The following is a 15,721-nucleotide window of genomic DNA, read 5'->3' on the forward strand; positions in this document are numbered from 1 at the left end:
CCGGGGCCCCGTGATGCGCCCCGTGATGCGCCGCTGTGACCCGCCGGGCCGTGCCCCGGCGGAGGCGCGGCCCGGCGGGAACGAGGGTCAGGACACGCGGTGGGCGCCGCGGGCCGGGGTGGCGGGCAGGAAGCGGGGGGCCTTGAAGCCGCGCTCGGCGTAGGCGGCCGAGACCGAATCCCGCACGCTGTCCAGCCGCTCCACCGGCACCAGCGCGATCGCGGAGCCGCCGAAGCCGCCGCCGGTCATGCGCGCGCCGCGGGCCCCGCCCCTGATGGCGGCCTCCACGGCCACGTCGAGCTCCGGCGAGGAGACTTCGTACAGGTCCCTGAGCGACAGGTGGGAGGCGTTGAGCAGGGCGCCGATCTCCGTGACGGCGCCCGCGCGCAGCAGCCCGACGAGGGCCTCGACGCGGTGGTTCTCGGCGACGACGTGCTCGGTGCGCTTGCGCTCGTCGCCCTGCAGCCGGCCCAGGGCCGCGGCCAGGTCGGTGACGTCGCGCAGGGCCGGGACGCCCAGCTTGCGGGCGGCGGACTCGCACTCCGCGCGGCGCTTGGCGTATTCGCCGCCCGCGTGCTCGTGGTGCGCCTGCGTGTCGATGATCAGCACGCTCAGGCCGTGGGCGGCCAGGTCGAGCGGGATGTTGCGGGAGCCGAGCGAGCGGCAGTCGAGGAAGAGCGCGTGGCCCTCCTCGCACAGCGCCGAGGCGGCCTGGTCCATGATGCCGCAGGGCATGCCGACGAAGTCGTTCTCCGCCTTCTGGCTGAGCAGGGCCAGCTCCATGGGCGTCATGCCGAGGTCGTACACCTCGTTGAGCGCCGAGGCGATGGAGACCTCGAGGGCGGCGCTGGAGCTGAGGCCGGCGCCGGCCGGGATGTCGCCGTCGATCGCGATGTCCGCGCCGCGGACCCGGTCGCCGAGCATGGCCAGGACGCCGACGACGTAGCGGGTCCAGCCGCGGGACTCCTCGCGGGAGGCCATGGTGACGGGCTCGCCGGAGTCGGACTGGAGCGAAAGGAGGCGGATGGTGTCGTCGTCGCGCGGCGTGAGGGCCGCCGTCACGCCCCACGGCACCGCGAACGGGAGGACGAAGCCGTCGTTGTAGTCGGTGTGCTCGCCGATCAGGTTGACCCTGCCGGGAGCATGCCAGACGGTCCGGGGGGACGCGCCGTAAGCGGCACGGAAAGCTTCAACAACGCGCATAACCCAACACTCCTGAACATAGGCCCGACCGTAGACTAGCGCCATGGAGGAACTCCTGGATCCGGGGCTGGGCGAGACCCGGGTGTTCCTGATGCCCGACGACAACAAACCACGCAAGCTCAAGTACAACCTGGGCCCCGACCTGAGGGGTCGCCGGGTGCTGACGTTCGGTGGCGCCTACTCCCATCACATCAGGGCGGTGGCGGAGTCCGGCGCCCGGCATGGCGTCGAGACGGTCGGGGTCATCAGGGGCGAGGAGCACCTGCCGCTGAACCCGGTGCTGGCCCGCGCGGCGGCCTGCGGCATGACCCTCACCTACCTCGACCGGGCCGCCTACCGCCGCAAGCACACCGAGGAGGTGCTGGCGGAGCTGCGGGCGCGCTGGGGCGCCGGGACGGTGATCCTGCCGGAGGGCGGGAGCAACGCGGCGGCCGTGCGGGGGTGCGCGGAGCTGCCGGGGGAGATCGGGGAGGACTACGACGTCGTCTGCTGCCCCGTCGGCACCGGAGGCACTTTGGCCGGCATCGCGGCGGGGCTGCCGGAGGGGAAGCGGGCGCTCGGGTTCGCGGTGCTGAAGGGGGCCGGGTTCCTGGCGGGCGAGGTGGCCAGGCTGCAGCGGGAGGCCGGCGTGCGCGCCCGGCCGAACTGGGAGGTCAACCTCGACTACCACTTCGGCGGCTACGCGAGGTCGACGCCCGTCCTGGACGAGTTCGCCGCCCGGCACGGGGTCGAGCGGGTCTACGTGGCCAAGATGCTCTACGGGATCGTCGACCTGGCCCGGCGCGGCGCCTTCGCGCCGGGCACCCGCGTCGTCGCCGTCGTCACCGGTCAGCCCTCGACCCCGGTGGAGGTGTGCGCCGCCCCGACCGGCTTCGACTCCGGTGAGCCGCGCTGGCGCAGGTAGATCGAGAGCACCACCATCGACAGCACGGCCAGCAGCTCCGACTGCCAGTTCTGCAGGCTGCGGTTCCAGAACTCGGGCGAGGTGACGTACGCGCCCCAGGAGACCGGGTCGCGCAGGTCTCCGAGCCGCTCCGAGTTGTACGCCGCCTGCCCCGCCACCGACTGCGCCAGCCACGACAGCAGGAAGATGGTCCCCATCACCAGCCCGAGCGAGTTGCTGAACAACCAGAGCCTGATCCCCCTGACCCTGGCCCAGGCCGGCGAGTCGGCGTCGGCGTAGCGGCCGATCTGCTGGTCCTCGTCCGACTCCGCCCCGGCCTTGTGCGGCTCCTTGGACTCGGGGGAGCCCTTCTGCACGAGCCAGACGGTGAGCATGATGAACAGGAAGAACTGCAGGTACTCCGACTGCCAGTTCTCCGCCACGTCCACCGCGAACGTGGACGACGCCACGTACTTCAGCAGCGAGACCGGCTCCGTCCCCTGGGCGAGCTGCTGGTCGTTGTACTGCAGCATCCCGGCCACCGCCTGCCCGCCCACCGCCAGCAGGAACATCACCAGGAACGCCAGGGCCAGGGAGTTCTCCTTCAGCCATCTCATAGGTGCGACCACCCGATGGCGAAGAACCACACCAGCCCGGCCACGATCACCAGCGCGGTCAGGGTGAACATCGTGCGCATCAGTCCTCCACCTCGCACTTGTACGGCAGGTCGCGCACCGGCTCGCACCCCGCGGCCCTGATCCGCCAGCCGTCGCTGAAGCGGTGCAGGAAGAGCGTGTCGCCGGCCAGCCGCACCTGGGCGTCCTCCCCCCACACCGACACCGACGTGGCCCGGCCGCCCGGCCCGAGCCGCAGCTCACGCAGCGCCTGCGCGCAGTCCTGGCCGGGGTCGGGCAGCTTGTCGGCGGTCTCGCGGGCGAGCAGGCCGCAGGCGGCGGCCTCCTGGCGCGCGGCGAGCGCGGCGTGGAACTGCTCGGCCGCCCGCGCGGGGGACGCCGTGTCCACGGCGCAACCGACAGTAGTCAGGGCCGTCAGCGCGAGCGCCGTCACGATGAGCGGGAATCTCATGGGCCCCTGCTACCCACGGAAGAATCATGCATGCTGTCCCGATGCGGAGGAGCGAGGTGCCCGGCACCTGGGACGACCGCGCCACGCTGCTCGCCCTCCCCGCCGGGGGAGGGCGGGCGCGGCGTCAGCCGAGCTGGTCGAGCACGGGTGACACGAGCGCGTTCAGCTCGCGGGCCAGCACGGTCACCGCGCGGTGGGCGCTCTGCTCGACCCGCTCGTGCGGGCCCTCCGGCTCCGGCGGCAGGTCGTCGAGCGGCAGCGGCGCCTCCACGAGCAGCGAGGCCCGCAGGAACGGATTGCGGGCCAGGTCCTGCTGGGTCGGCTCGACGTACTGGCCGAAGGTGCGCTGCCAGCCCTGCCAGCCGCGGTCGCGCCACCACGCCCGCGAGCGCCGCAGCTCCTCGGGCAGCGGCGAGGCGAGCCTGACGCGGGCGAACAGGGAGCCGTCCCAGGTGTTGCGGTGGCAGGTGGCCTCCAGGATCCGGCGGTCCCAGCGGACGAAGCCGGGGGTCAGCGACGGCGGCGTGGCCAGCCGCCACGCCGTGCAGGCGAAGCGCACCGGCGCGATGTCACCCCACTCGAACTCGTCGAGACTCTTGCGTACGTGCACGGCATAGCGCCCGTCACGGTCCCTGTCGAACTCCTGGTCGGTCCAGAACGCCTTGCCCATGCCCCCTACGCTACGGCGCGGCCCCGCTTCTCGCGGGCGGACCCGTGATCTGCGCCGGCGGGCCGTCCGGCGCGTGGCCGGCGCCGGCAACGCCACCCATGCGGCTGCGCGACGGCGATCGCATCAGGGTGGACGGCGAGCGGGGCACGGTCGAGTTGCCGGGGTGAAAAGATCACGTCAAGTCGGCCGCCCGCCGGTCCCGCCTGTGATCACTGTGATGACCATGATCGAACAGTGGATTCTGGAAGACGAACGCGAGCTGGAGGCGCGCTGCGCCCGCTTCAGGTCCGCCCAGCTCGCGCCGGCGCGGGGAGGCGGGGAGGAGGACTCCGACGAACGCGCCGGACGGCGCCGTCCCGGCGAGGCGGACCCGGCGGCTTGACGGATGAGCCGGTAGCGGTGGCCGGTCAGCCCCGGCGCACGCTCTCCAGCAGCTCCGATCGGGGGTGAAGGGGGTGTGGCCGCCGGGGCTGAGCGCGCCGGCGAACAGGCGGCGCCCGCCGGGGGGCGGGCAGCGTGGCGGGGAAAATCGGTTGCCTCGTGGGGGGCGGTTTGATGTGCTGGCTGACCGCACGCCGAGGACGATCCAGAAGGAGCAGGAGAATGCGGACGACGTTCATGTCACCCGAGCCGGAAGAAGTCTTCTCATCGAAGGACATGACGTTCGTTGCGTATGCTCAACCTGGGAATCCTGGCGCATGTAGACGCCGGTAAGACCAGCCTGACCGAGCGGCTGCTGCACGCCGCCGGGGTCATCGACGAGGTGGGCAGCGTCGATGACGGCAACACCCAGACCGACACGCTCGACCTGGAGCGCCGGCGGGGGATCACGATCAAGTCCGCGGTCGTGTCCTTCGCCGTCGGCGACACCACGGTCAACCTGATCGACACGCCCGGCCACCCCGACTTCATCGCCGAGGTGGAGCGGGTGCTCAACGTGCTCGACGGCGCGGTCCTGGTCGTCTCCGCCGTGGAGGGCGTGCAGGCCCAGACCCGCGTGCTCATGCGCACGCTGCGCCGCCTCGGCATCCCCACGCTCGTCTTCGTCAACAAGATCGACCGCGCCGGCGCCCGCTACGACGGCGTGCTGCGCGAGCTGGCCGCCAAGCTCTCCCCGGCGGTCGTCGCCATGGGGAGCGTCACCGGCCTGGGCGGCCCCGCCGCCGCCTTCACGCCGTCCGGCGACTCGCCCGCGTTCGCCGCGGACCTGCTGGACGTGCTGGCCGCGCAGGATGACGCGCTGCTGGCCGCGTACGTGGCGGACGAGGACGCGCTCACCTGCGACCGCCTGCGCGCCGAGCTCGTCGCCCAGACCGGGCGGGCGGTGGCGCACCCGGTCTTCTTCGGCTCGGCCATCACGGGGGCCGGGGTGGACGCGCTGGTCGCGGGCATCCGCGAGCTGCTGCCCGCCGCCCAGGGCGACCCCGCCGGGCCGGTGTCGGGGACCGTCTTCAAGGTGGAGCGCGGCCCGGCGGGCGAGAAGATCGCGTACGCGCGCCTGTTCGGCGGCACGCTGCGCGTCCGCGACCGGGTGAGCTTCGGCGGCGGGCGGTCGGGCAAGGTCACCGCGATCACGGTCTTCGACGGCGGCACGGCCGTGCGGAGCCAGGAGGTGGCCGCGGGCCGCATCGCCCGCCTGTGGGGCCTGACCGACGTCCGCATCGGCGACCCCGTCGCCCCGCCGGACGCCGCCGCCTGCGACCCGCCCCCTAAGGCCCGCACGACGACGCGCTCCCCGGCCCGCGCAGGCGCCGCGCCGGCCCCGCCCGACGCCGTGGCGGGTTCGACGGGGCGTGCCGGGGCGGCGGGGCATTTCGCGCCGCCGACGCTGGAGACGGTCGTGGTGCCCGGCCGGCCGGGGGACAGGGGCGCGCTGCACCTGGCGCTGAGCCGGCTCGCCGAGCAGGACCCGCTGATCGGGCTGCGCCAGGACGACGTGCGCCAGGAGGTGTCCGTCTCGCTCTACGGCGAGGTGCAGAAGGAGGTGATCCAGGCGACCCTGGCGGCCGACTACGGCCTCGACGTCACCTTCCGCGAGACGACCACGATCTGCGTGGAACGGGTGTCGGGCACGGGCGCCGCCGTCGAGGTGATCGCCGTGGCGCCGAACCCGTTCCTCGCCACGGTCGGCCTGCGGGTCGAGCCGGGCCCGGTGGGCGGCGGGGTGGAGTTCCGGCTGGAGGTGGAGCTGGGGTCGCTGCCGTACGCGTTCATGCGCACGATCGAGGAGACCGTGCGCGAGACCCTGCACCAGGGCCTGCACGGCTGGGAGGTGCCGGACTGCGTGGTCACGCTCACCCACTCGGGCTACTGGGCCAAGCAGAGCCACTCGGGGGGCGTCTTCGACAAGAGCATGTCGAGCACGGCCGGCGACTTCCGCGGCCTGGTCCCGCTGGTGCTGATGGAGGCGCTGCGGCGGGCGGGCACCACGGTGTGCGAGCCGCTGCACCGCTTCGTCCTGGAGCTGCCCCCCGACACGGTGGGCGCGGTGCTGCCGGTGCTGGCCGGGCTCGGCGGCGTCCCGCGCGCCCGGCGGGCGGGGCTGGTGGAGGGGGAGATCCCCGCGGCCCGGGTGCACGCGCTGGAGCGGCGGCTGCCCGGGCTGACGCGGGGCGAGGGCATGCTGGAGAGCGAGTTCGACCGCTACGAGCCGGTACGCGGCCCGATCCCCGCCCGCTCCCGCACCGACCACAACCCGCTGGACAGGAAGGAGTACCTGCTGCACGTCCTGCGCCGGGTCTGACGCCAGGCCAAAGGTGCCGAAATCCTTTTCGCTCGATACGAAAATGTGACCAAGCGTTCGCTGGCTGATCAGCGGCCATGACGTCGGCCCGCCCCACGTCAGGAGCGGTGCAGCGGGTTGCAAACCCCGATTGACAGCTCCCAGGGGGCGGTCTACCTTCCCGAAAACCTTTTAGGTAGACCCGAGTCAACGGTGTTAGCGCTCACATCACTCTAGGGGCGAACGCATGAGACGACGATGGGCCGCCGCCCTCGCCGCGGCACTCCTCACCCTCCTCACCGGCGTCCGGCCCGCGCTGGCGGGCCCGCCGATCACCACCGCGATCTACACGGCCGACCCGGCCGCGCTGGTCGTGGGCGACACCCTGTACCTCTACACCGGCCACGACGAGGCGCCGCAGGGCGGCACGAACTTCGTCATGCGCGACTGGCACGTCTTCAGCTCCACCGACGCCGCCACCTTCACCGACCAGGGCGCGAAGCTGTCGATCTCGAACTTCTCCTGGGCGGGCGCGGACGCCTGGGCGAGCGAGGTCGAGCGCGGCGCCGACGGCCGCTACTACTGGTTCACCTCGGTCAACGGCAACGGCCCCGGCTGGATGAACATCGGCGTGGCCGTCGGCGACAGCCCCACGGGCCCGTTCACCGACGCCATCGGCGGCCCGCTGATCAGCGACGCCACCCCGAACTCGTCGCCGCTGAACATCGACCCGACCGTCTTCACCGACGACGACGGCCAGGTCTACATGTACTGGGGCTCCTACTACGGCCTGCGCGCCGTCCGGCTCAACGCGAACATGACCTCGACCACCGGCCCGGTCATCACCCCGAGCGGCGTGTCGAACTTCTGGGAGGCCCCCTGGATGTTCAAGCGCGACGGCGTCTACTACCTCGCCTACGCCGCCAACGACTCGGGCTGCTCCCAGCCGGGCTACGCCTGCGTGCGCTATGCCACGGCGAGCAACCCGCTGGGCCCGTGGACGCACCGCGGCGTCGTGCTCGACCAGGTCAGCTCCACCACGAACCATCCGGCGATCATCGAGTTCAAGGGCCAGTGGTACATGGTCTACCACAACGCCGCCGCCCCCGGCGGGGGGAACTTCCGCCGCTCGGTCACCATCGACCAGCTCTTCTTCAACGCCGACGGCACCATGCGGAAGGTCGTGCAGACCGGCGGGCCGGTGACCCCGGGCAACCTGGCCGCCACCGCCACGCCGTCCACCTCCTACGTCTCCCCGTGGGAGACCCTCGGCGCGATCAAGGACGGCCACACCCCCGCCGGCTCGCAGGACCGCAGCCACGGCGCCTACGGCAACTGGAACCGCCAGGGCACCGAGTGGATCGAGTACCGGTGGCCCACGGCGCAGACCATCCGCAGGTCGGAGGTGTACTGGTTCGACGACGACCAGGGCATCGACCTGCCGGCCTCCTGCCAGGTGCAGTACTGGAACGGCAGCGCCTACGTCAACGTGCCCGGCGCGTCCGGCTGCGGCGTGGCGGCCGGCACCTTCAACGCCACGACGTTCACCCCCGTCAGCACCACCCGCCTGCGCCTGAACATCACCTCCAGATCCGGCTACTCGACCGGCGTGCTCGAATGGAGAGCCTTCTCATGAGGCGTGCCCTGTCAGCCCTGCTCCTCGTCGCCGGCCTGGTCACGGCCCCCGCCGCCGCGTACGCCGACCAGACCATCGGCTACCCCGCCTTCAGCGGCCCGGCGATCCCCGCGCCGCCCGGCTCGTACACGACCGGCGACCAGATGCGCGCCATCTACGACGCCGAGAGCTCCGGCACCGACTTCTGGATGGACCGGCTGCTGGCCCGCCCGGGCAACGACCCGGCCGGCACGTGGCTCATGACGCGCGGCCGGGCGCTGTTCATGAAGACGCACACCCCGGGCACGCTCGGCTTCGCCGGGCAGGCCGCGTACTGGGAGAGCATCAGCGACAACAACGCCTTCACCGTCGCGGTCACGCCCGGCACGTTCACCGAGCAGGTCGGCTCGCGCCGGCAGGCGCCCAGCCACTGGAAGAGCCGGCACACCAGCGGCTCGATCACGATCGACCAGACGAAGTTCATCACCGACAACAACGTGGCCGTGGCCAACCTGGCCATCACCAACGGCGGCTCCGCCGCCACCACGCTGCAACTGCGGGCCACCTCGCCGTACGCGACCAGCGGCACCGGCAGCGAGCTGACCGGCCAGGTCAACGCCTACAACAACCTCACCACGCTCTACCCCCGGCTCACCTGCGACGGCTGCACGGTCTCCGGCGGCGGCCTGAACCGCTCGGTCACGGTCGCGGCCGGCGCCACGGTGACGGTCAAGGTCGTCATGGGCTTCGTCACCACCGAGATCCCGGCCTCCCGCACCGAGTACGACGCCTACGCCGGCTACGCGCCCGCCACCGCGTTCGCCACCCACGTGCGCGCCTACAACCGCTGGTGGGCCGAGAACGTGCCCTACATCGACGTGCCGGAACCGGCCATCAAGAAGAACATCTACTACCGCTGGTGGCTGATGCGCTTCAACCACCTCGACGCCGACATCCCCGGCCAGACCTTCCAGTTCCCCACCTCGATCGAGGGCGTGCTGGGCTACAACAACGCCATCGCGCTGACCCAGCCCATGCACATCGACGACCTGAAGTACCTGCGCAACCCGATCTACGCCTACGGCGACTGGCTGAGCGTCGGCCAGACCTCCAAGAGCGGCCGGTTCCTCGACAACCCCGGCGACCCGGAGAACTGGTCCAACAGCTACACGCAGTACATCGCCGAGGCGGCCTGGAAGAGCTACCAGATCCACGGCGGCCAGCCCGCCATCGCCGCGAGCCTGGCCCGCTACGCCGAGCAGGACGTCAAGGGGCAGCTCGCCCACTACGACACCGACGGCAACAAGCTCATCGAGTACGACTGGGGCGCCCTGACCGGCAACGACGCCGACGCCGTCTCCTTCCACTGGAAGCCGGGGCGGATGGACCGGGCCGAGGCCGCCTACCAGTACAGCGGCGCGCTGGCCGCCGCCCAGGCGTACGAGGCGGTGGGCAACCAGGCCAAGGCCGCGGAGATGCGCACGCTGGCCGGCCAGATCCAGAACGCCATCCTCACCGTGTTGTGGAACCCCGGCAGGCAGCTGTTCGAGCACCGGCTGAAGTCGACCAACGAATGGGTGCCGTGGAAGGAGATCAACAACTACTACCCGTTCGCCGTCGGCGCGATCCCGAACACGGCCACGTACAAGCAGGCCCTGCGCCTGTTCGACGACCCGGCGCAGTATCCGATCTTCCCCTTCTACACCGCCAACCAGGCCGACAAGGCGGCCTCGGGCACCGGCAGCAACAACTTCTCCACGATCAACTCCACCGTGCAGTTCCGCCTGCTCTCCTCGGTGCTGCGCACCTACCCCAACGAGTGGATCGACGCGACCTGGTACAAGAAGCTGCTCTACTGGAACGTCTGGGCCCAGTACGTCAACGGCAACACCCAGTGGCCCGACGCCAACGAGTTCTGGGCCGACTGGAACGGCTCCTCGATCACCTACCGCTCCTGGATCCACCACAACATCCTGGGCAGCGGCAACTGGACCGTCATCGAGGACGTGGCCGGGCTGCGCCCGCGCAACGACGCCAAGGTCGAGCTGTCGCCGATCAACGTCGGCTGGAGCCACTTCACCGTCAACAACCTGCGCTACCGCAACGCCGACCTGACCATCGTCTGGGACGACCCCGCCGACGGCGTCACCCGCTACCCCGGCGTGCCCCAGGGCTACTCGATCTACGTCAACGGCACCCGCGCCGCCACCGTCTCGACGCTGGTGCCGTTCACCTGGGACCCGGCCACCGGCGCGGTGACCACCTCCGGCACCGTCACCCACAACGCCGCCGTCCCCGGCCTCCAGGCCCCCACCCAGGTCGCCCACACCGGCGCCCGCATGGTGGACCTGCTCGGCAAGGCGGGCGTGGACCTGACCGCCGACCTCACCAACCTCGCCGCCGGCGCCACCGCCACGGCCTCCACCACCGCCTCGGGCAGCTCCGTCGCCGGCGCGGTGGACGGGCTCCCGACCAACGAGCCGTTCTGGGGCGGCACCACCGCCGGCCAGGACTGGTACGAGCTGAACTTCGGGGCCGCCCGCACCTTCAACGAGGTGCGGCTGCACGTCAAGGACAGCCGGCCGGCCGGCGCCACCTACCGGGCCCCGGCCTCCTACGACGTCCAATACCACAACGGCAGCGCCTGGGTGAGCGTGCCCTCCCAGGCCAAGACCCCGGCCACGCCGCGCGGCAACTACAACGTGGCGCAGTTCCCCGCCGTCACCGCCCAGCGGGTGCGGGTGCTGGCCACGGCCGCCGCCGGTGCCAGGACCGGCCTGACCGAGATCAAGGTCTTCAACCGGGGCGGCGTGCAGCCCCCGTCCAACCTGGCGCTGTCGGCCACCCCGACCGCCTCCTACACCTCCGCCTGGGAGAGCGTGGCCGCCGTCAACGACGGCATCACCCCGCCCTCCTCCAACGACACGGTCAACCCGCGCTGGGGCTGCTGGCCGGAGACCGGGCAGCAGTGGGTGGACCTCACCTGGTCCTCCGCCCGCACCCTGAACCGGGCCGAGGTGTACTTCTTCGACGACGACCAGGGCATCGACATGCCGGCGTCGTGGAAGCTGCAGTACTGGAACGGCAGCGCGTACGTGGACATGCCGGGCGCCTCGGCGTACACGCTGGCGAAGAACGCCTACAACACCGTCACCTTCACCGCCACCGGCACGACCCGCCTGCGGGTGCTGCTCACCGGCAACGGCGCCGGCTCCGTCGGCCTGCTGGAGGTCAGGGCCTACGGAACGTGAGATCGAGGGGGTGCGTCCGGGCCGGGCGCACCCCCGCCACGCTGCCGCTCTTGACGTCACCGGGCGTACGGGCGCACCATCTCGGTGCGACGGAGTAGTTACTTTCTCACTTTGAGTGACGGAGCGCAGCGGAAGCAGGCAGGCTGCTGTCACACCTTCGGCCGATGGGCAGGCGATCACGATGGCAGGAAAGTGGCAGGCGGGCAACCTCCCGGCGGAGCTGACGAGCCTGGTCGGGCGGCGGCACGAGCTCGACCAGGTCCGCCGCGCCTGCCGGCGCTCGCGCCTGGTGACCCTCACCGGCGTGGGCGGCGTCGGCAAGTCGCGCCTGGCCCTGCGCGCCGCTGCCGACCTGCGGCCCGAGTTCGGCGGCGGAGCCTGGCTGGTGGAGCTGTCGCCGCTGACCGACGGCACCCTCCTGCCGCACACCATCGCCGAGGCGCTGCGGCTGAGCGACCAGACCACCCGGCCCATGATCGAGGTGCTGGCCGACCACCTGTTCGGCCGGGAGGTCCTGCTCGTCCTCGACACCTGCGAGCACCTGGCCGGCGCCTGCGCCGAGACCGTGGGCACGCTGCTGGCGGCCGTGCCGGGGCTGCGCGTGCTGGCCACCAGCCGCCGCCCGCTGGAGGCGCCGGGCGAGCTGGTGCTCGTGGTCGACCCGCTGCCGGTGCCGCCCGCGGGCGCCACCGGCCCGGCCACCGGCGACGCGGTGGCGCTGCTGGCCGAGCGCGCCGCCGAGGCCATCCCCGGCTTCGACCTCGCCGACCACGACCAGGAGGCGGTGGCCCGCCTGTGCCGGCGGCTGGAGGGCATCCCGCTGGCGATCGAGCTGGCCGCGGCGCGGCTGCGCGAGCTGCCGGTCGCGCAGCTGGCCGACCGACTCGACGACCGCTTCGCCGCCCTGGAGGCCGAAGCCGCCGAAGCCGCTGAAGCCGCCGGGGGAGCCGAGGCCGCCGGGGGAGCCGAGACCGCCGGGCCTGCCGGAGCCGCCGGGCCCGCCGAGGCCGGCCTGCCGTGGCGCCGGGCGCTGCGGACCGCCATCGGCTGGAGCCACGAGCTGTGCGAGCCCGCCGAACGCCTGCTCTGGGCGCGGCTGTCGGTGTTCGCCGGCGACTTCGACGCCGAGGCCGTGCGCGAGGTGTGCACGGACGAGCGGCTGCCGGAGGCGGACATCGGCCTGCTGCTCGACGCGCTGGCCGACGAGTCGATCCTGACCTGGCTGCCGACCGGCGCGGGCGAGCGCTACCGGATGCTGGACACGCTGCGCGAGTACGGCGCCGGCTGGCTGCGCGACCTCGGCGAGGAGGAGCGCTTCAAGCAGCGCCACCGCGAGCACTACCTGTCGATGGCCACGCGCGGCGCCGTCGGCTGGCTCGGCCCCGGCCAGATCTCCTGGTACGACCGCATGGTCGGCGAGCACGACAACCTGCGCGCCGCCCTGGAGGTGGCGCTCGGCACCAAGCACGGCCTGCCCGCGCTGGAGCTGGCCGGCACGCTGGCGTTCTTCTGGTACGGCTGCGGCTACGCCAAGGAGGGCCGCCACTACCTCGGCCAGGCCCTCGCCCTGGGCGCCCGGCCCGGCCCCGCGCTGGTGCAGGCGTTCTGGGCCGACGGCCTGCTGGCCGCCACGCAGGGCGACGCGGACGCCGCCGACGCCCGGGCCGCGCAGATCGACCTCGTCGCCGACGCCGGCGACGCCTACGCGGCGAGCTGCGTCCGGGCGCTCAGGGCGATGACCGGGGTGATCCGCGGCGACCTGATCCAGGCGATGGCCGAGTCCGAGGTCGCCTACGTCACCCGCTGGGACGACGACGAGCCGCTGACCATCGCCCGGCTGATCGCGGTCCTGTGCCGGGCGCACGCCCTCACCGTGGACGGCCGGATCCAGGACGCCATCGGCGTCCTGGAGGATCTGCGCGCCCTGTGCGACCGGCGCGGCGAGCAGTCGATGCGCTCCCACGCCGACTACCTGCGCGGCCAGGCCGAGCTGAACGTCGGGCGGCTGGACGCGGCCGTCGCCTACGCCCAGGAGGCGCTGCGCACCAAGCGGCGGCTGCACGACAACTTCGGCATCGGCCTGACGGTGGACCTGCTGGCCCTGGCCGCCGGTGCGGCCGGGCGGGCGCACCGCGCGGCCCGGCTGCTGGGCCTGGCGCAGCGGATCTGGAGCACCCACGGCCAGGCCCAGGCCAGCGTGCCCGCCCTGGTGGCGGCGCGGGAGGAGTGCGAGGCGCAGGCCCGCGACCTGCTCGGCGACAACGCCTACGAGGCGGCCTACCGCACCGGGTTCGACAGCGACATCGACGCGGGCATCGCGTACGCGCTCGAACCGCAGGGCGAGGGCATGCACAACGGCTTCGCCTGAGCCCCCGCCGGGGCCGGGCCTGACCGCGGTGGGGCTCAGCGCTGCTGGGCCGGGCGGATGATCAGCTCGTTGACGTCCACGCCGGGCGGCTGGCCCAGCGCGTACGCGATGGCCTCGCCGATGCTCTCCGGCGGGATCGCATTGGCGCGGTAGGCGCGCATGGCCTCCCTGGCCTCCGGGTCGCTGATGCTGTCGGCCAGCTCCGACTCCACCACGCCGGGGGAGACCGTGGTGACCCGGATGCCGGGGTCGAGCTCCAGGCGCAGCCCCTCGGTGATCGCCCACGCGGCGTGTTTCGTGCCGCAGTAGACCGCGGCCGTCGGCACGACCTCGTGGGCGCCGATCGAGGCGACGGTGACGAAGTGGCCCTCGCCCTGCCGCCGGAAGTGCGGCAGCGCGGCGGCGATCCCGTGCAGCAGGCCGCGCACGTTGACGTCGATCATCCGGTCCCACTCCTCGACCAGCAGCGCGTCCAGCCGGGACAGCGGCATCACGCCCGCGTTGTTGACGATGGCGTCGATCCGGCCGTGCCGCTCGGCGGCCTCGTCGGCGAACGCGGCGACGTCGGCGCGGTCGGTCACGTCGAGGCGGCGCACGTCGGCCGTGCCGCCGGCCGCCTCGATCTCCTTGGCGGTGGTGGTGAGGCGGTCCTCGCGGCGGGCGCCGAGCACGACGCGGTGGCCCGCTGCGGCCAGGCGGATCGCGGTGGCCCGGCCGATGCCGCTGCTCGCGCCGGTGATCAGGACGACTTTCGACATGGTGCTACTCCTTGGTTACGGTACGTGATGATAGAAGACGTGCGGGAGTCGTGTGGGCCGGATCGGGCAGTGAAGGCCCGGATCGGCCGGTGAGAGTCCGGATTCAGGTGGTGCGGACCCCGGTCAGGCGGTCAGGCGGTGAGGCTGCCGAGGAGGGACAGCGCGTCCTGCGAGGGGCTGCCCGGGTCGGCGTGATAGACGACGAGCTGCTGGCCGGGGGCGCCGTTCACGGTCAGCGACTCGTAGTGCAGGGTCAGCTCGCCCACCAGCGGATGGCGGAAGCGCTTGGTCTCGTGGGTCTTCTGACGGATGTCGTGCCGGGCCCAGAGCCGGCGGAAGGTCTCGCTCTTGAGCGACAGCTCCCCGACGGCCTCGATGAGGCCCGGGTCGTCGGGGTCCGCGCCGGCCGCCGCGCGCAGGGCGGCGACGGTGTTGCGGGCGGCCAGGTCCCAGTCGGGGTAGAAGTCGCGGCCGTCCGGGTCGAGGAAGACCAGCCGGACCAGGTCCCCGCTGTGCTCGTGGCCGCCGAACAGCGCCCTGCCCAGGGGGTTGGCGGCCAGCACGGTCAGGCGGCGGCCCAGCACCACGGCGGGGGTGTGCGGCCAGGCGGCCATCATGCGCACCAGGCCGGGGCCGACCTCCTCGCGCCGGGCGGCCGGGCGGCGCCTGCGGGAGGAGGGGCGGCGGGCCAGCCGGTGCAGGTGCGCGGTCGCGTCCTCCTCCAGCGCCAGCGCCCTGGCCAGCGCGTCCACCACCTGCGGCGAGGGGTGGCGCTCGCGGCCCTGCTCCATCCGTACGTAGTAGTCGATGCTCACGCCGGCGAGCTGGGCGACCTCCTCGCGGCGCAGCCCCGCCACCCTGCGGCGGGTGGCGGCGGGCAGGCCGAGGTCCTCGGGGCCGACCAGCTCGCGGCGGGCGCGCAGGAACTGGCCGAGCGGGTTGCCGGTCTCGATCGCCTGAAGCTCCATGCCTTCGAGGCTAGGGGAGAAATGGGGCTGCAAAGGGTGTCCAGGGTGGGTGAGGTACTCCTACTCTCCCGTCCCCCAGTGAGCCGCCCGCCTCGCCCGGGGCCCGTCCGGCCGGACGGGCCACCCGCTGGAGCCCGTCCGGCCGGACGGCCACCCGCTGGGGTCCGCCCGGCCCGGAGACCGCTCGGCGCCGGCCG

The 15,721-nt window shown here is 72.8% G+C and carries 12 protein-coding genes; 6 read left to right on the plus strand and 6 right to left on the minus strand.

Annotated features, from left to right (window positions below; translation table 11 throughout):
- Window positions 1-87: 87 nt before the first annotated feature.
- Window positions 88-1,203 (minus strand): galactokinase, encoded by a 1,116-nt coding sequence (galK, locus tag IO39_RS24315; RefSeq protein WP_043627541.1) that lies wholly within the window; start codon window positions 1,201-1,203, stop codon window positions 88-90.
- A 43-nt stretch (window positions 1,204-1,246) separates the two neighbouring features.
- Between galK and IO39_RS24320 the strand changes: the two genes are divergently transcribed.
- A complete protein-coding gene (locus tag IO39_RS24320; protein WP_043627542.1) occupies window positions 1,247-2,107 on the plus strand; it encodes a 1-aminocyclopropane-1-carboxylate deaminase/D-cysteine desulfhydrase in 861 nt (286 codons plus the stop codon).
- On the opposite strand, the gene IO39_RS24325 is transcribed toward IO39_RS24320, so the two are convergent.
- The 3 genes from IO39_RS24325 to IO39_RS24335 all read right to left on the minus strand — a co-directional run bounded on the left by IO39_RS24325 (window position 2,032) and on the right by IO39_RS24335 (window position 3,842).
- Entirely contained in the window at window positions 2,032-2,703 is a 672-nt protein-coding gene (locus IO39_RS24325) for a DUF6766 family protein (protein WP_043627544.1), read from the minus strand. The genes IO39_RS24320 and IO39_RS24325 overlap by 76 nt on opposite strands.
- A 79-nt stretch (window positions 2,704-2,782) precedes the next feature.
- Complete coding sequence (locus tag IO39_RS24330; RefSeq protein WP_043627546.1) at window positions 2,783-3,172, minus strand: hypothetical protein; 390 nt, start codon at window positions 3,170-3,172, stop codon at window positions 2,783-2,785.
- A gap of 124 nt (window positions 3,173-3,296) precedes the next feature.
- Complete coding sequence (locus IO39_RS24335; RefSeq protein ID WP_043627548.1) at window positions 3,297-3,842, minus strand: hypothetical protein; 546 nt, start codon at window positions 3,840-3,842, stop codon at window positions 3,297-3,299.
- A gap of 217 nt (window positions 3,843-4,059) precedes the next feature.
- On the opposite strand from IO39_RS24335, the gene IO39_RS54720 reads away from it, so the two are divergent.
- The 5 genes from IO39_RS54720 to IO39_RS24355 all read left to right on the plus strand — a co-directional run bounded on the left by IO39_RS54720 (window position 4,060) and on the right by IO39_RS24355 (window position 13,798).
- Window positions 4,060-4,224, plus strand: a complete 165-nt coding sequence (locus IO39_RS54720; protein WP_157548830.1) for a hypothetical protein — start codon at window positions 4,060-4,062, stop codon at window positions 4,222-4,224.
- A 291-nt stretch (window positions 4,225-4,515) separates the two neighbouring features.
- On the plus strand, window positions 4,516-6,585 hold the full coding sequence (locus IO39_RS24340; RefSeq protein WP_043627550.1) for an elongation factor G: 2,070 nt from the start codon (window positions 4,516-4,518) through the stop codon (window positions 6,583-6,585).
- 226 nt (window positions 6,586-6,811) lie between these two features.
- A complete protein-coding gene (locus IO39_RS24345; RefSeq protein WP_043627552.1) occupies window positions 6,812-8,200 on the plus strand; it encodes a glycoside hydrolase family 43 protein in 1,389 nt (462 codons plus the stop codon).
- Window positions 8,197-11,430 (plus strand): galactose-binding domain-containing protein, encoded by a 3,234-nt coding sequence (locus tag IO39_RS24350; RefSeq protein WP_157548832.1) that lies wholly within the window; start codon window positions 8,197-8,199, stop codon window positions 11,428-11,430. The genes IO39_RS24345 and IO39_RS24350 overlap by 4 nt, the downstream gene beginning before the upstream one ends.
- A gap of 181 nt (window positions 11,431-11,611) precedes the next feature.
- Window positions 11,612-13,798, plus strand: coding sequence for an ATP-binding protein (locus IO39_RS24355; RefSeq protein ID WP_043627554.1), 2,187 nt, complete (start codon window positions 11,612-11,614; stop codon window positions 13,796-13,798).
- Between the two features lie 35 nt (window positions 13,799-13,833).
- Here the strand turns inward: IO39_RS24355 and IO39_RS24360 are convergent, their stop codons facing one another.
- Window positions 13,834-14,556, minus strand: a complete 723-nt coding sequence (locus IO39_RS24360) for an SDR family oxidoreductase (protein WP_043627556.1) — start codon at window positions 14,554-14,556, stop codon at window positions 13,834-13,836.
- A gap of 131 nt (window positions 14,557-14,687) precedes the next feature.
- Entirely contained in the window at window positions 14,688-15,524 is an 837-nt protein-coding gene (locus IO39_RS24365) for a helix-turn-helix transcriptional regulator (RefSeq protein ID WP_043627557.1), read from the minus strand.
- Window positions 15,525-15,721: the final 197 nt, after the last annotated feature.

Source organism: Nonomuraea candida (assembly GCF_000725485.1).
In the GTDB taxonomy this organism is placed as follows: Bacteria; Actinomycetota; Actinomycetes; order Streptosporangiales; family Streptosporangiaceae; genus Nonomuraea; species Nonomuraea candida.